Origin of the sequence: Chitinophaga filiformis, from assembly GCF_900102545.1 — a bacterium.
GTDB classification, from domain to species: domain Bacteria; phylum Bacteroidota; class Bacteroidia; order Chitinophagales; family Chitinophagaceae; genus Chitinophaga; species Chitinophaga filiformis.
Genome location: NZ_FNBN01000003.1, coordinates 1,184,400 through 1,200,681, shown reverse-complemented (window position 1 = coordinate 1,200,681; position 16,282 = coordinate 1,184,400). Strand labels below are relative to the sequence as shown.

Genomic DNA, 16,282 nt, shown 5'->3' with positions numbered 1-16,282 from the left:
TATTTATACAGTTTCATGAGCAGTTCAGCAAAAGTAACAGCCCTGGTACGTTTAGGACAATACCTGTCAGGCAATGATTCAGACCTTCAGATAGTGAAGGACAGGGCCTTTCAGGCCAACGGATGGTTTACTCCCGAGTTTATTGATCTTTCCCTGCAAAACATTTGCCGTTATTACCTGGACGAATCCCGCTTAAATGAATGGCTGGCTGCTTATACTGCTCCTGTCTCTTCTCCCCGTCAGGTTGGTATAGTTGCTGCGGGCAATATTCCGCTGGTAGGTTTCCACGACTGGCTCTGCGGCTTTCTTAGCGGGCATCAGGTACGCCTGAAGCTCTCTTCCAAAGATACGATATTGATGCAGCATGTCATTGACAAAGTCAAGGAATGGTATCCTGAATATGCTGAGCAGACCCAGGTACAGGACATACTGAAGAACTGCGACGCCTATATTGCTACCGGCAGCAACAATTCTGCCCGTTACTTTGAATACTACTTTGCCAAATATCCACATATCATCCGCAGGAACCGGACTTCCGTAGCCGTGCTGGATGGAACTGAAACAGCTACCGAACTGGAAGCACTGGCAGATGATGTCATGCTTTACTTTGGTCTGGGCTGCAGGAACGTAACCAGCATCTTCGTTCCGGAAAACTACGATTTCGAGGCGCTGCTGAAAGCTCTCCGCAAATACTCCTACCTGGCAGATCATCATAAGTATAAGAACAACTACGACTATAACCTGGCGCTGGTGCTGCTGAGCAATACTGCATACCTCACGAACGACAATATCATTCTGCAGGAATCTGCTGCTGTTTTTTCTCCTATCAGCGTGCTGCATTACAGCTATTATACCGATGCTGCCATGCTGCGTGAAGAGCTGAAGGGAAATAATGACCTTCAATGTATTGTCGGACATGGCTTCACTCCCTTTGGAATGGCGCAGCAGCCCTCCCTGTCAGATTATGCGGATGGTGTAGATACCATGCAGTTCCTGACAGGATTATAAGCGTCATTATGGTCCGGTGGCATCAGCGGATAATCCGTTGGATGCCGTCCCTACCACCGGGTATCAGGCCTGCAACAATGTCTGTTCCCGGCGTGTAAATGCCTACAATCTTGTCATGAAAAACAACAATCTGTCAGTACCGGCGTTAAGATCATATTAACTATTCATATAAAAATGTGTTAAAGTAACAGGAGTGGTTCTTGTTCAGTGGCGTGCCCCCTTAAATTTGTATCACAAGGCATGCAAATTGATATTCATTCCTTATAAAATTTAAACTTTAAACAACGAAACATATGAAATTCCGGCAAATTGCGGCAACTGTACTAATCAGCGCGGCAACTGCTGTTGCCAGCATCTATGCGTACAACAGGTACCAACCCCGGCAGGCAGGCCCCTATCAAAATGGATCAGAAAACATTCCGGTAAATTACACCAGCTACATGCCTGGTGCCGAAGTAAAGAATGCAACGCCTCCTACCGATTTTAGCCAGGCCGCTAAAATAGCTGTACCTGGTGTAGTACATATCAAGACAAAGATCAATCCCCGTCAGGTGACGAACAATCTCCAGAGAAGGAGAAGTGTGTTACAGGACCTTTTTGGCGATGACTTTTTCGGTGATGAATTCCAGGGTGAAGGCGGCGGACGTAAATACTATGTCCCAGGTCAGATGGCCTCCGGTTCCGGTGTGCTGATCTCCGACGATGGTTATATCATCACTAACAACCACGTAGTGGACGATGCGGATGAAATAGCCGTAACACTCAACAACTACAAAACTTACAAAGCCAAAGTAATTGGTACCGACCCGAATACTGACCTGGCAGTGATTAAGATTGACGCAAAAAATCTTCCTTACCTGCTGTATGGTAACTCCGACGACGTGGAGATAGGCCAGTGGGTACTGGCAGTGGGTTATCCTTTAAACCTGGAAACCACCGTTACTGCGGGTATAGTAAGTGCTAAAGCCCGTACCATCGGTATAAATAAACAGGTAAGAAGAAATGCTATCGAATCATTCATCCAGACAGATGCTGCAGTGAACCAGGGTAACAGTGGTGGTGCGTTAATCAACACTGCGGGTGAACTGATCGGTATCAACTCTGCCATCGCTTCTCCTACCGGTGCATATGCTGGTTACTCCTACGCTATCCCGGTGAACCTGGTGAAGAAAGTGGTGAATGACCTGATGAAATATGGTAACGTACAACGTGCGTACCTGGGTATCTACTACCAGGATCCTACCAGCATTCCGGAAGAAAGATGGGCGGAAGCAGGTATCAGAAGAGATATCGTGGGTGTGACCGTTACAGGTGTACAGGAAACCGGTTCTGCTGCTGCAGCGGGTATTAAGAAAGGCGACGTGATCACTGGTATCAATGGTATAGAAACCCCTTCTATTCCACAGATGACAGAGCAGATCGCCCGTTACAAACCAGGCGACAAGATCAGCATCAGCTATATGCGTAATAATAAGTCATATACTACCAGCACCATTCTTAAAAATGCAGATGGTAATACGGATATCGTTAAGACCAATGTACTGGATGCGTTAGGTGCTGACCTGATTACGCTTGATAAGGCCGATGCGGCTAAACTGGGTATTCGTGGTGGTGTGTATGTAGATAACATCAGTGGTGGTATTCTCAAGAAACAAACTAACATGAAACAGTCTTTCATTATTCTGAAAGCTGGCGGGCAGCCGGTGAATTCAGTAGAGGATCTGAGGAGGATATTGGATAAGCAGAAGAAAGTGCAGGTAGAGGGGGTGTACCCGGAGCTAAACGGTGTGTACTACTATAATATCGACCTTGCTAATGGAGCAGAGTTCTAACGTTTTCATATAGGTTTATAGGTTAAGGAGAGAGGGTCCCGGGAATGTTCCGGGACTTTCTTTTTTTATCAGGTCGACAGCTATTATTGCGCCGGCCTTACTGCTCACGGTGCAGGCTGGGACTCAATGCAGCGAATGCTTCTTAGGCTGATGGCGATTATTGTGCCGGCCTACTTGGCTCACGGTGCAGGCTGGGATCACTGGCTGTAGTTCTTTGAAGTTCCTTAACATTGGGCCTCGGGAAGGCGGATTAGCTTCGGAATGTTTATTAAACCCCTGGTAGGGCGCGTCAGCACTTCAAATAACTAAGGCCAGTGATTCCCACCTGCCCGCTCGCCTGCGTACGGCCTCCTCAATTATATTAGGCCGGCTATATGAAAGAGTACATTACAACCAACATAACAATTGATGAATACAACGCCGGTCGTAATAAAAACCGTGGAACAAAACATCAATCGACCCCATAGGGGTCGTATTGTTTGTAGCCCGGGGTTTTTAACCCCGGGACGTTTGTTCATAATAATTAATGATTACAACGCCGATGATAATAAACCGGGAAACAAAAAATCAATCGACCCCGTAGGGGTCGTGGTGTTTGTAGCCCGGGGTTTTAACCCGGGACGTTTGTTCATAACAATTAATGATTACAACGCCGATGATAATAAAACCGGGAAACAAAAAATCAATCGACCCCATAGGGGTCGTATTGTTTGTAGCCCGGGGTTTTCAACCCCGGGACGTTTGTTCATAACAATCAATGAATACAACGCCGATGATAATAAAACCGGGAAACAAAATATCAATCGCCCCCATAGGGGTCGTGTTGTTTATAGCCCGGGGTTTCAACCCCGGGACATTTGTTCATAACAATAATGATTACAACGCCGATGATAATAAAACCGGGAAACAAACATCAATCGACCCCATAGGGGTCGTGGTGTTTGTAGCCCGGGGTTTTCAACCCCGGGACGTTTGTTCATAACAATCAATGAATACAACGCCGATGATAATAAAACCGGGAAACAAAATATCAATCGACCCCATAGGGGTCGTGTTGTTTGTAGCCCGGGGTTTTTAACCCCGGGACGTTTGTTCATAACAATTAATGATTACAACGCCGATGATAATAAAACCGGGAAACAAAATATCAATCGACCCCATAGGGGTCGTGTTGTTTGTAGCCCGGGGTTTTTAACCCCGGGACGTTTGTTCATAACAATTAATGATTACAACGCCGATGATAATAAAACCGGGAAACAAAATATCAATCGACCCCATAGGGGTCGTGTTATTTGTAGCCCGGGGTTTTCAACCCCGGGACGTTTGTTCATAACAATTAATGAATGCAACGCCGATGATAATAAACCGGGAAACAAAAAATCAATCGACCCCGTAGGGGTCGTGGTGTTTGTAGCCCGGGGTTGAAAACCCCGGGACGTTTGTTCATAACAATTAATGATTACAACGCCGATGACAATAAAACCGGGAAACAAAAAATCAATCGACCCCATAGGGGTCGTGTTGTTTGTAGCCCGGGGTTTCAACCCCGGGACGTTTGTTCATAACAATTAATGATTACAACGCCGATGATAATAAAACCGGGAAACAAAAAATCAATCGACCCCATAGGGGTCGTGGTGTTTGTAGCCCGGGGTTTTTAACCCCGGGACGTTTGTTCATAACAATTAATGAATGCAACGCCGATGATAATAAAACCGGGAAACAAAAAATCAATCGACCCCATAGGGGTCGTGGTGTTTGTAGCCCGGGGTTTTCAACCCCGGGTGGTTTGTAGCCCGAGATTTCACCCCGGGACGTTTGTTCATAACAATTAATGATTACAACGCCGATGATAATAAAACCGGGAAACAAAAAATCAATCGACCCCATAGGGGTCGTGGTGTTTGTAGCCCGGGGTTTTCAACCCCGGGTGGTTTGTAGCCCGAGATTTCACCCCGGGACGTTTGTTCATAACAATTAATGATTACAACGCCGATGATAATAAAACCAGGAACACATAAACACCAAAAGCCCCCTTATGGCGGCAGCAGTTAATAACAATAAATGATAATCGCTTACAAATTGATCACCCCTTTCAGTTGTGCGAAGAACTCGTCTTTCTTACGGGAAGAAATCGGGATGTTTTTCTGGTCGCTCATGACAACAGCGGTACCCAGACCTTTGATGATCTTGACAATATGGTGAATGTTGATCAGGAAGGATTTATGTACACGATAGAAACCCTTATCTGACAACATTTCTTCATACTCCTTCAGTGATTTGGAGATAAGATGTGACACGTTATTGATCAGCTGTATTTTGGTATAGCTGTCAAATGCTTCACAGTAAATGATATCTTTCAGATCGATAACGTTGTAACCGTCATTAACGGGGATGACTATCTTGGAGAAAGCATTGTCATTGTTCTTAACGTAGTCCTTAAGGATAGAAGCCAGTTCATTCAGGCGGCCTTTTTTGCTCTTCTTCACTTTTTCCAAAGCATCCTCCACCTCACTCACCTTGATAGGTTTGAGCAGATAATCCAACGCAGCAAATTTGATCGCCTGCAATGCATATTCCTGAAAGGCTGTAATGAATATCACTTCGAAGTTCAACACAGGGAACATTTCCAGTAGCTGGAAGCCATTATGGGGCGGCATTTCAATATCCAGAAACAAAACGTCTATCTGGGTATTCTTGATCATTTCCGCCGCGTCATGAATGTTCTGCGCCTCACCCGCTACCGTAACATCTTTACAGTAATTCTCCAGAATATTTCGCAAAATATGGATGTTGCGGACTTCATCGTCTACGATCGCAGCTTTAATATTACTCATAACATCTTAACAATGGGAATCAGAATTTCAACCAGGGTACCCTCCTTATTGCCGAAACCAGACTTAAATTTATCAATAATTTCTAACTTTCCAACATTTCCATTAAAAGATTTTATAATCTGCAACCTTTCCCTAATCACGCTCAGAGCGGTGGATTCATGCCTTACCAATCGCCCGCTTTTGATCTCATTGGCACGGTCCCACCCGATCCCGTCATCATCTACGGAGCAGTATAACATATCCTCGCGGAGCACCAGTTTTACTTCCAGTCGCCCGCTTCCATTTTTCGGAGCCAGTCCGTGCTTAATGGCATTTTCTACAATCGGCTGTATAATCATGGGCGGTATATAGATCGTATAATCTTTCAGGTCATCCTGCAGCAGGAAGTGATACGTAAACACATTCGCAAAACGGATCTTCTCCAGTTCAATATACCGTGTCAGGAAGGCAATTTCTTCTTCCAGCGATATAAATGATTTCCGGGAGTTGTTCAGCATCTGCCGCATCAGGGTGGCAAAATCTGCCAGGAAGTTCAATGCCTGCTTCTCCTCTTTTTCCATGATCAGGTGCTGTACTGAATTCAGGGAGTTGAAGATGAAGTGAGGATTCATCTGGTTTGTCAGCGCTTTGGCCTCCAGTTCTGCTATCCGCCGGTTATACTCGGTCTTCCTCATCTCTGCCCGCTGTATCCTTCTGATCACATCCCTTAACACGAAGGCCATCAGTATTAATCCCAGCAGTATCAGAACACCCCGTGCCCACCATTGCTGATACCAGCGCGGCAGGATAGTAACAGTAATGACCACCGGCCGACTCCAGTTACTTCTATATTTCCTGGCCCTGATCTGCAGTTGATAGGTATCCGGCTGCAGGTCCGGGAAAGGTACGATATTAGACATTGTCGTGATCCATCCACTTGAGGTATCGCTTGAAAAGTTGTACTGGTACTCTACCAGCTCAGGCAGGTCATAGGCAATCGCGCCAAATTCCACCTCAAATGAGGCCTTCCGCTTGTACATCAGCACAAACTGTTTGCCAGGCAGGTAAGAGCTGTCGCCATACCGCACATGATTCAGATAAATAGCCGGCGGTACTGTATCTACCGGCATCTTCGCATCATTGAAATAGCTCAGTCCATTGGAAGTAGCTATATATAAAATCCCCTTATGATAATATACTCCCCGCGCATCATCACTCATCAGACCGTCGTTGGAGGTGATATTGCGGATGAGTCTTTTTGTTTGTGCGTCTATAACGGAAACGCCTTTATTGGTCGCAACATACAAGCGGCCTATACCATCGTAGTAGAGCTGCTGACAAATATCGCTGACCAGTTTATCTGCTGTGCTCAGATGTGCTTCCAGGCTGTTATCTGCCCTGAACACGTATATTCCGTGATCGGCGGTACCGACCCAGAGTTCGCCATTGATCCATTTCAGGTCTTTTATGCTTAAATGCAAAGCAGGTCTGGTGCTCCGTATTTTCAATGCACGCGTGCCATCGCTGCCATAGAACAGGCCGGCGTTGGAACCGACGTAATAAGCAGAGTCATTGATACAGGCTATAGAGGTGAGCAGCTCATCCTCTTTATCAATTTTATAACCGTCACAGATCACCTGGTTTTTGGCAGCTATCCGTATTTTGCCACCGGGACTGATATCCACATCCTTAAGTGTATTCACACGTTGCAGCAATGTTTTTCGCTGCAGAACGGTATTGAATGAGTATAATCCGTTATCAGCACCGATCAGCATTTCGTTTGGCTTATAGGGCTGGATGCTGAGGATACTGTTGCGCCCACTGCTGGTATCCAGGTTGAACTGACGGTATCTGTTATTGCTGTCTATCGTATTCAATACGCCGGCGTTCTGTCCTATCAGCAGCAGGCCGGTCTTCTGGTCCTTGCAGATACTGAAAATGGAGTGTGAAAACAGGCCATTCGTATTGTCGAGATAGTTAAAGTAAAAATTCTTGTAGGGTATGTTATAAACACCATCTCCGAATGTTGTGATCCAGATATTCCCATCTCTGTCTTTGAGCAGCGAAGTGATATAATGGTTCTGCAATAATTTGACGGGCTTCTTTTCGCCACGGAAAAATCCTTTCAGATAATAAAGTGTTCTCGGGGTGCCTATCCACAGGTTATCGTTATCTACACAAATGTTACTGATCTCATCCTTGATGCCCCAGTCGCTTCCTTTGAGAAAACAAACGGTTTCTTTGTTATTGTATAGATAGAGGTTATTATCCACGATGATCACCGGTTGCTTCCGTATACGCCGGACTGTCTCCTGATCAAGGGGAAAAGAACACACATTTGATATTTTCTGATCAGCGCTATCGACATCTTTCAGGTCAGGCAGATTGAAGTAGGACTGCCGGGGTTTAAAAATAGTATCGTTACGGAGGAAGTAGAACAGGTCGGCGCGCTTGGCGCCCAGTTTGTCGTAAGTAGTCTTTCTCCCGCTGTATTGAATAATACGGTTACCCGTATTCAGGAACCAGATGAATCCCGCATAGTCTTCGAACATATACTGCATGTATAGTCCGCGGGCATCCACATACAGGGAGGAGTCATTCTGACTGGTATGAATGGTATAATTCCAAAAGAAAGAAGGTAAGCCGTTGAGAGTAAAAAACCAGACGCGTCCTTTTGAATCGGCAGCAAGTTTTACGACGTCGTTGTCTGTGAGTCCGTCTTTTTTGGAATAATTACGGAAGCGTTTGCCGTCGAACTTACTGACGCCGGTAGGGGTAGAAAACCAGATAAATCCTTCTTTATCCTGCACCGCATCGTAGACCGTAGCGTTTGCCAGACCGTCTTTTACGTTGTAATTACGGATCATCAGCCCCTGAGCAAGGGCTTGGCCAATGCTCAGAACCATTAGTATCCACCATAAAAATATATAACGGATCTTAGGCATCAGGACGAGTCGGATTTTGACAATAAAACCGGCAGTACCAGCTTGTCTGGCTGGCACTACCGGAAAATCTTGTTATTTAATATGCGCGGGCAAATAAAACCCTTTGCGTAGAAGGCTTGCCTGTAAGGATACAGGTACCTGCCTCTTGTTTGTTGTTTAAAGGTATGCAACGTATTGTTGCTTTAGTGCGCTCCTTAATCTTTTCTTCCGTCTCTGTGGTGCCATCCCAGTGAGCAGAAATGAAGCCGCCTTTTTCTTCCAGCAGGCGTTCAAATTCCTCCATGGTATCAGCAGGTGTAATATGCTCGTCACGGAAGGCCAGCGCCTTGTTGTACATCTGCTGCTGAATATCTTCCAGCAGTGTACCGATACGTGCAGCCAAGCCATCCAGTGGCAGGCTTTCCTTTGTTTTGGAGTCGCGACGGGCTACCTCAGCCACGTTGTTCTCCAGATCGCGGGCACCCAGTGCAATACGCACAGGTACGCCCTTCATTTCATATTCTGCAAATTTCCATCCTGGACGTGCGTTGTCGCTGTCGTCGTATTTTACACGGACACCGGCTTTTTTCAGGTCGGCCATGATCTCATGTACTTTTGCGTCGATCTTTGCCTTCTGTTCATCACCTTTATAAATAGGCACGATCACTACCTGTAAAGGAGCGATGCGTGGAGGCAGCACCAGACCGTCGTCATCGCTGTGCGCCATTACCAGTGCACCGATCAGACGGGTGGACACACCCCAGGAAGTAGCCCAAACGTATTCCAGTTTGTTCTCTTTATTGGAGAACTGCACATCAAACGCCTTAGCGAAGTTTTGTCCCAGGAAGTGGGAAGTACCTGCCTGCAGGGCCTTACCATCCTGCATCAGGGCCTCGATACAATAAGTGTCGATAGCACCTGCAAAACGTTCAGCAGGCGATTTAACTCCTCTTACTACCGGCATTGCCATATAGTTCTCGGCGAAGTCAGCATACACTTCCAGCATCTGCTCGGTCTCCGCAATTGCTTCTTCAGCAGTAGCATGCGCGGTATGACCTTCCTGCCAGAGGAATTCAGCGGTACGCAGGAACAGGCGGGTACGCATTTCCCAACGCACTACGTTTGCCCACTGGTTGATCAGCAGCGGCAGGTCACGGTAAGACTGGATCCAGTCTTTATATGTATTCCAGATGATCGTTTCAGAAGTAGGACGAACGATCAGCTCTTCTTCCAATTTAGCGGTAGGATCTACCACGACACCTTTACCGTTCGGATTTTTCATCAGACGGTGGTGTGTTACAACGGCGCATTCCTTTGCGAAGCCTTCAATATGATCTTCCTCTTTACTCAGGAAGCTTTTAGGAATGAATAAGGGGAAGTAAGCGTTCTGGTGTCCGGTGTCTTTGAATTTTTTGTCCAGCACATCTCTCATGCCTTCCCAAAGTGCAAAACCGTATGGCTTGATCACCATACATCCCTTCACCGCAGAATAATCTGCCAATCCTCCTTTCAGAACCAAATCATTATACCATTGTGAATAATCTTCAGAACGGGCTGTGATCTCTTTACTCATATAGTGTTGAAATATTTATAATCATGGCCGGTACATATATTTAAAATCAAATCTGAATTTGGCTTAATATTTGTACTGGATATATTACCAAAAGGTAAAATGTCACAAACCTACATGAAAATCAGAAACGTGCAAACAGTTTGGTAAAATATTATGAGTGGCTAGATATTATTGTAGCATTAACCGTTCTTTACGTTAAAAATAGTGTAAATTTACTATAGAAATCAGGCTAAAAATTCCGAAAATGAAATCAGTTCCTTACCTCGCTGCACTGGCGCTGTTTATTCTAAGCAGTTGTTCGTCAGCATATAAAACCACACAAACACCGGACGATGTGTACTACTCTCCGAGAGTTAAACCCACTTATGCCGCAAGCAATAATCAAAATAACGATAACGTTAGTTCAACTGATGCTGCTGGTGACGGTGGTACTTATGTTACATATGATGATGAAGACCAGGGGGATTATTCACGTCGTATAGACATGTTTAACAACAATAACTATAAGGGTTCTTACTACGACTACTATTCACCTAATGTCTATTCCGGTGCTTATGGCAGCCCCTACTACGGTAGTCCTTACTACGGCAGTGGCTGGGGTATCAGCAGCTACTACGGCTATGGTGGAGGCTATGGCTGGGGTTCACCTTACTACAGTTCTTTCTGGGGTCCTTCTATCAGCATAGGCTTCGGTTATGGCTGGGGTTACAATCCTTGGTACAGTCCGTGGTATAGCAGCTGGTCATACAACCCATGGTACTATGGCGGATATTATGGTGGCTACTATCCAGGCTACTACGGTGGTCACGGAGGCTACTACGGTTATTCTTCTCCGGGACGTCGTACACGCGGCAGCTTTGGTACATCTTACCCAGGCGGCAGAGTAGTTGGTGGTACAACGCCAAATCCTGGTGGTCGTACAACCAGAACAGACTATGTTCCTGCCAGAAGGGGTTCGGGTACTACTGATCCTGGCGGACGTGTAGTAGATCGTCCTACTACCGGTAGCAGAAATAACCCTGATGGTTATTACACACCAAGACGTTCATTTACGCCTTCTTCCGGCGAACGTCCTGTAGGTAGTGATGGCGGTGGCCGCACCAGTGGCTCTTACAATCCTCCTACCAGGTCATTCCAGCCAGCGCAGCAACCACAGCGTTCTTATACACCGGCTCCATCCTATACGCCAAGATCCAGTGGCGGCGGTGGTGGTTCCATCGGTGGTGGCGGCGGCGGTGGTCGCGCAGGCAGATCAAGGAACTAATACCTAAAATGATTTGATCATTGATATTCTACGAAATGTACCCTGGTCAAAAGCCAGGGTATTTTTTAACCCTTAATTCTACTATGATGATTAAAAGAATGGTGTTCGCACTGGCATTGACGGGAACCTGTATATCCCTGCAGGCACAAACAATAGACGATGCTTTACGATTCAGCACGACTGCACCTTCAGGTACAACAAGAGGACAATCCGTAGGCGGCGCTTTAGGCGCATTGGGAGGAGAGGCCTCTTCCCTGTATGTCAACCCGGCAGGCGTTGGTTTCTTCAGAACAAATGATTTCTCTTTTACTGTTGGTTTTCAGAATATTTCCAACACCGGCACTTACCTGAATACGAAAGGTGACGATAATAAGTTCATTCCGCTTATTTCTAATGTGACCCTGATCTTTGGTGGCAGAAGGAAAAAGCCGGAAAGTAAATGGCAGAACTTCAGCTTCGGATTGGGTCTGAACCGTACGCAGAATTACAATCAGCGCATCTATTATACGGGCACCAATACAAGTTCCTCCCTGTCGCTGAATTATTACCTGGACGCAGAAGCTGCCGGCGTTACCAACCCGGATCAACAGCTAGGCGGCAGTCAGACGATCGGCTCCCTTGCCCACACTTCTGCGCTGGCTTATCAGACAGGGCTTATTTCTCCTTATACGGACAATAACAACCAGCCTGACGGCACCTTCTATTCTGCGGCGCAGGCACAGGACCGCAGTATCAATGTAAAACAGGAGAATATCGTTGATGCAAAAGGCGGCGCCTATGATGTGGCATTCGCTTTCGCAGCTAACTATGATGATAAGTTATACCTGGGTGGTAGTCTGAATATTCCGACCATGACTTACAAAAATTCAAGGACATGGAAGGAAACAAACCAGAATACGGTGCCGACAGACCTCAACAGTTTTGATGTTACCGAGCATCTCAGATCAGAAGGAACCGGTATCAACCTCAAGATCGGTGGTATCTACAAACCTGTTAAAGCCTTAAGCCTGGGTGCGGCCTTCCACTCTCCTTCCTGGATCAGCTTCACAGATACCTACAGAACAGATATGACCGCCTCTACCAAGACGCTGGGCGTACTGTCCTCCTCCTCTACCGATACCAATGATGGTTTTGAAGATGAGTCAAAGTACACTGTGAGAACTCCCTGGAAAGGAATACTGAGCGCGGCCTTCCTGTTCGCTCCTTCAGCCGACACCAGGAAGCCGACAGGTTTCATCACCTTCGACTATGAATACATGGACTATGCTTCCATGAAAATGCGTTTCCGGAACGACAACAGCTTTGACAAGGAAGATTCCGACCAGCGTAATCAGGCTATCAAATCCACTTACCAGGGAGCATCCAATATCCGCGTGGGTGGCGAGTTAAAGCTGCATGTTATCGCTTTCCGACTGGGTTATGCGCTGTATGCAAGTCCTTATAAGAACAGTGCTATTGATGGTAAGCGCGAGTACTTTACCGGTGGTATTGGCTACAGGAACCGTGGTTTCTATTTGGACCTGGGCCTGGTATACGGTAGTAATACTTTCACCAACCAGCCTTATGTTCTGTCATCCAATGCTGATCCGGCTGACCACTATACAACACCGGCTCCTGCAACGATCGACAGCAAACAAGCAAATATCAATGCTACTTTTGGCTGGAAATTCTAATCCGGTCAGTAAAACATATGCTATTTAAAAAGGGCGTCCGCTTATCGTGGACGCCCTTTTTATGAATGGAGGAGAGATCAACTCATTTTTCTCTATTTTTGCGCCGGCTATACAAACCTATGACTTACAAACTGTCACTATTACTGGCTGTTGCCTTAGCGGCGATGGCGTATCCTGTTACCGCGCAAACATTACAGGAGGCACTAAAATTCAGCAGCGACATATCCGTCGGCTCAGCCCGCGGACAAGCCATCGGAGGCGCTACAGGCGCATTGGGAGGGGAAATAGCTGCGATCTATGTGAATCCTGCTGCCGCCGGTTTTTTCCAGCATAATGACCTTTCCTTTTCTATTGGCTATCAGCACATTAAAAATACCGACACTTATCTTGGCAATAAAGACAATGCTAAAAAGGGAAGCCTGAAATTTGACAATTTCACCCTACTGATACGCAGCAAGGAAAAAGAGCGCCCCCTGGTCTTTGCCATGGGCGTAAACAGGACGAACAACTTCCGGGACGATGTATTCTACCAGGGAAGCATCGCCAATTCCTCCCAGTCGCTCAACTATTTTATCCAGGCAGACAATGCCCATGTAAAAAACCCTGACGCCTTATTATCCGCCGGAGAGGATGTAACGCTCAGGCATACCGCTACCCTGGCCTACCAGACTTACCTGATTAATCCCCACAGGGACGGCGATCAATATAAGTTTACGTCTGCTGCTGAAGCGGACGACTACAGTGTGCTGGTGCATCAATCCAATCATACCATTGCTCATGGAGGCGTTACAGAACTGGCCCTTGTGTTCGGAAAGCAGCGCAGTGACAAGCTGTTCCTCGGGGGTAGTATGAATTTTGACTTTATCAAACAGGGACAGCAGAACATCTGGACAGAAACGAATATCAACCCGGTGCATGCTGACCTGAACTATTTCAAGGTAACACAAACCACTACGACAAACGGTATAGGCGTCAATCTGAAATTAGGGGGTATCTATAAACCGGTCCTTCCGCTCAACCTGGGCCTTACCCTGCAATCGCCCACCTGGTATGGGGTGAATAAGGACTATCAGACGGAAATGCTGACTGATACCAAATCGGCCGGTGTGGTAACGGCATCTACGGTCTATATGGTCGATGATACCACCCAATCGGACAAAGACAATCTCAACTATAGTCTCAGAACGCCCTGGAAGGCTACTGCCAGCGCCGTGTTACTGTTCAATACAGGAGGCAATACTGATCGTCCACAAGGGTTCATCAGCGTTGATTATGAGCTGGATGACTATCGTTCCATGAAGCTGAAATATGGGAATGCATTGGATAATCACTACAACAGTGAACTGGTAAAAGCTACCTATCGCACTGCCGACAACGTTCGTGCGGGTGCAGAACTGAAATATCTCTGCTATGCATTAAGGCTTGGCTTTGCCCGGTATGGCAGTCCTTATAAGGACAGCAATATTGATGGTACCCGGACTTATTACAGCGGGGGTGTAGGCTATAAGGCTAATGACGGCTATTATATAGATCTTTCGCTGATTACAGGAGGACATCAGCAGCGGCGGGAGACGCCTTACGAGCTATTACCAAACAATTATGGCTATGTGAATCCGCCGGCAGCACAGATCACCAGTGTTACGACGAGAATGGCGCTGACCTGTGGGGTCAGGTTTTGATCAGCTGATCTACTTCTTCCAGCAAGCCTTCGCCGGCTTCAAACCACCTGAAATCCTTGTCTTTCCGGAACCAGGTCAGTTGTCTTTTGGCATACTGGCGGGTATGGATGACGATCTGTTCAACCGCCTCATCCCAGCTCAGTGTACCATCCAGGTAATCAAATACCTCTTTATATCCAACGGTCTGCAGGGCGTTATGATTGCGGTAAGGCAACACAGCCCGTACTTCTTCCAGCAGGCCTTCGGCCACCATCTGGTGTACGCGGCGTGTAATATTGTCGTGCAGTTGTTCTTTAGGAAGCGTAATGGCTGTTTTGATGATATTAAAGTCCCGTTTTACCGTATTACCTGTTCTGAAACTGGTAATAGACTGGCCGGTAGTATACAGCACCTCCAGTGCCCTCATGAGGCGCTGCGGGTTCTGGATCTCTGCTACCGCATAAAACGCAGGATCTTTCTCCTGCACTTCCTGTTGCAGCCAGGCCAGGCCTTCCTTTTCATAGCGCTCCTGGATAGAAGACCGGACTTCAGCGGGAGCTGCGGGAATGTTATCAATACCTTCACAGAAAGCCTTGATATACAGGCCTGTACCCCCACACATCACCACAACGTCCCGGTCTTTCCAGACTTCGGCAGCATAGTCCAATGCCAGTCTTTCATAAAGACCGGCATTCACTTCCTCCCGTATGGAATGGGAATTAATAAAATAGTGGTGAACAGCCTGCAGTTCCTGCGGACTGGGTTTTGCTGTACCTATACTTATTTCACGATAACACTGGCGGGAGTCTGCAGAGATAACGGCTGTATCAAAGTGTTGAGCCACTTCTATTGCTTTAGCCGTTTTGCCCGCCGCCGTGGGACCTGCGATGATAATAACGGTCTTCACTAATACATGTCTTCGTTGCTGTTCTCTTCGCCTGCTTCTTCGTCCGAATCAGTATTATCTTCCTCTCCTTCTTCCCCAAAGCCATCCTCACTCATGCCTTCTTTGTTGAGGTCATATTTCTCTTCCATTTCCACCAGTTTGTCGCCTACGAGGCCTTTGGTACCGTACTGGCTGGGGGCTAAGCCTTCTTTCCTTGTACAGAAAGGATATGCTACTTTGGAGTTTTCATCTTTTGATACACCGATCAGTTCTACCAGGAATGTCCAGTTTTTCGCATAGTCATAGAGGTAAATGAACTTCTGATTGGGTGTTTTTACAGCTGCAGCAATAGGCGTATCTTCCATTAACAGTGGTTCTACTTTACGCGCAGCGCCATCCTGTTCAAGAATGATCTCTCTGCCCCGTTGCCAGTTATCATTGCTACGGAAAAAAGTCGCTTTATGTTTATTGTCAAATTCGAATGACTGTAAAATAGTTTGATGAAATTGTAAAAATGTCTGGTCCGGTTTAATGGAAATATCCCTGTACACACTTTCATCTTCTTCCCAGTAAACTCTGAATTTCAAAACAGGCATGACAATAAAGGATTTTATTAATAATCTGGTATTTCCAGGATCAGATCGGAAT

10 protein-coding genes are annotated in these 16,282 nt (G+C 46.5%); 5 read left to right on the top strand and 5 right to left on the bottom strand.

Going from position 1 to position 16,282, the window contains the following annotated elements; genetic code table 11:
• Positions 1–15: 15 nt before the first annotated feature.
• Together BLR32_RS17030 and BLR32_RS17025 are read left to right on the top strand one after the other, a co-directional pair.
• On the top strand, positions 16–1,008 hold the full coding sequence (locus tag BLR32_RS17030) for an acyl-CoA reductase (RefSeq protein ID WP_089833872.1): 993 nt from the start codon (positions 16–18) through the stop codon (positions 1,006–1,008).
• A gap of 293 nt (positions 1,009–1,301) precedes the next feature.
• A complete protein-coding gene (locus BLR32_RS17025) occupies positions 1,302–2,840 on the top strand; it encodes a trypsin-like peptidase domain-containing protein (protein WP_089833870.1) in 1,539 nt (512 codons plus the stop codon).
• A 2,075-nt stretch (positions 2,841–4,915) separates the two neighbouring features.
• Here the strand turns inward: BLR32_RS17025 and BLR32_RS17010 are convergent.
• The 3 genes from BLR32_RS17010 to proS form a co-directional block, all read right to left on the bottom strand.
• On the bottom strand, positions 4,916–5,677 hold the full coding sequence (locus BLR32_RS17010; RefSeq protein ID WP_012793534.1) for a LytR/AlgR family response regulator transcription factor: 762 nt from the start codon (positions 5,675–5,677) through the stop codon (positions 4,916–4,918).
• Positions 5,674–8,601 (bottom strand): sensor histidine kinase, encoded by a 2,928-nt coding sequence (locus BLR32_RS17005; RefSeq protein ID WP_089833863.1) that lies wholly within the window; start codon positions 8,599–8,601, stop codon positions 5,674–5,676. Before BLR32_RS17005 ends, BLR32_RS17010 begins: the two co-directional genes overlap by 4 nt.
• Before the next feature lie 76 nt (positions 8,602–8,677).
• Entirely contained in the window at positions 8,678–10,153 is a 1,476-nt protein-coding gene (gene proS / locus BLR32_RS17000) for a proline--tRNA ligase (RefSeq protein ID WP_089833861.1), read from the bottom strand.
• Positions 10,154–10,397: 244 nt separating this feature from the next.
• Between proS and BLR32_RS16995 the strand changes: the two genes are divergently transcribed.
• The 3 genes from BLR32_RS16995 (at position 10,398) to BLR32_RS16985 (ending at position 14,769) form a co-directional block, all read left to right on the top strand.
• A complete protein-coding gene (locus BLR32_RS16995) occupies positions 10,398–11,417 on the top strand; it encodes a hypothetical protein (protein WP_089833858.1) in 1,020 nt (339 codons plus the stop codon).
• 83 nt (positions 11,418–11,500) lie between these two features.
• A complete protein-coding gene (locus BLR32_RS16990; protein ID WP_089833856.1) occupies positions 11,501–13,090 on the top strand; it encodes an OmpP1/FadL family transporter in 1,590 nt (529 codons plus the stop codon).
• A gap of 119 nt (positions 13,091–13,209) precedes the next feature.
• Positions 13,210–14,769, top strand: a complete 1,560-nt coding sequence (locus BLR32_RS16985; RefSeq protein ID WP_089833854.1) for a hypothetical protein — start codon at positions 13,210–13,212, stop codon at positions 14,767–14,769.
• Here BLR32_RS16985 and miaA read toward each other — a convergent pair.
• Positions 14,759–15,655 carry a tRNA (adenosine(37)-N6)-dimethylallyltransferase MiaA gene (miaA, locus tag BLR32_RS16980; protein ID WP_089833852.1) on the bottom strand — a complete coding sequence of 299 codons (897 nt, stop codon included), beginning with the start codon at positions 15,653–15,655 and terminating at the stop codon, positions 14,759–14,761. The genes BLR32_RS16985 and miaA overlap by 11 nt on opposite strands.
• Positions 15,655–16,230: an IS1096 element passenger TnpR family protein gene (locus BLR32_RS16975; RefSeq protein ID WP_089833850.1), complete on the bottom strand. Its 576-nt coding sequence runs from the start codon at positions 16,228–16,230 to the stop codon at positions 15,655–15,657. The genes miaA and BLR32_RS16975 overlap by 1 nt, the downstream gene beginning before the upstream one ends.
• Positions 16,231–16,282: the final 52 nt, after the last annotated feature.

Coding starts and splice junctions, on each gene's coding strand:
- BLR32_RS16975 (WP_089833850.1), bottom strand. CDS start 16,230: ATGCCTGTTTTGAAATTCAGAGTTTACTGGGAAGAAGATGAAAGTGTG.
- BLR32_RS17030 (WP_089833872.1), top strand. CDS start 16: ATGAGCAGTTCAGCAAAAGTAACAGCCCTGGTACGTTTAGGACAATAC.
- BLR32_RS16985 (WP_089833854.1), top strand. CDS start 13,210: ATGACTTACAAACTGTCACTATTACTGGCTGTTGCCTTAGCGGCGATG.
- BLR32_RS17005 (WP_089833863.1), bottom strand. CDS start 8,601: ATGCCTAAGATCCGTTATATATTTTTATGGTGGATACTAATGGTTCTG.
- BLR32_RS16990 (WP_089833856.1), top strand. CDS start 11,501: ATGATGATTAAAAGAATGGTGTTCGCACTGGCATTGACGGGAACCTGT.
- proS (WP_089833861.1), bottom strand. CDS start 10,153: ATGAGTAAAGAGATCACAGCCCGTTCTGAAGATTATTCACAATGGTAT.
- BLR32_RS16995 (WP_089833858.1), top strand. CDS start 10,398: ATGAAATCAGTTCCTTACCTCGCTGCACTGGCGCTGTTTATTCTAAGC.
- BLR32_RS17025 (WP_089833870.1), top strand. CDS start 1,302: ATGAAATTCCGGCAAATTGCGGCAACTGTACTAATCAGCGCGGCAACT.
- BLR32_RS17010 (WP_012793534.1), bottom strand. CDS start 5,677: ATGAGTAATATTAAAGCTGCGATCGTAGACGATGAAGTCCGCAACATC.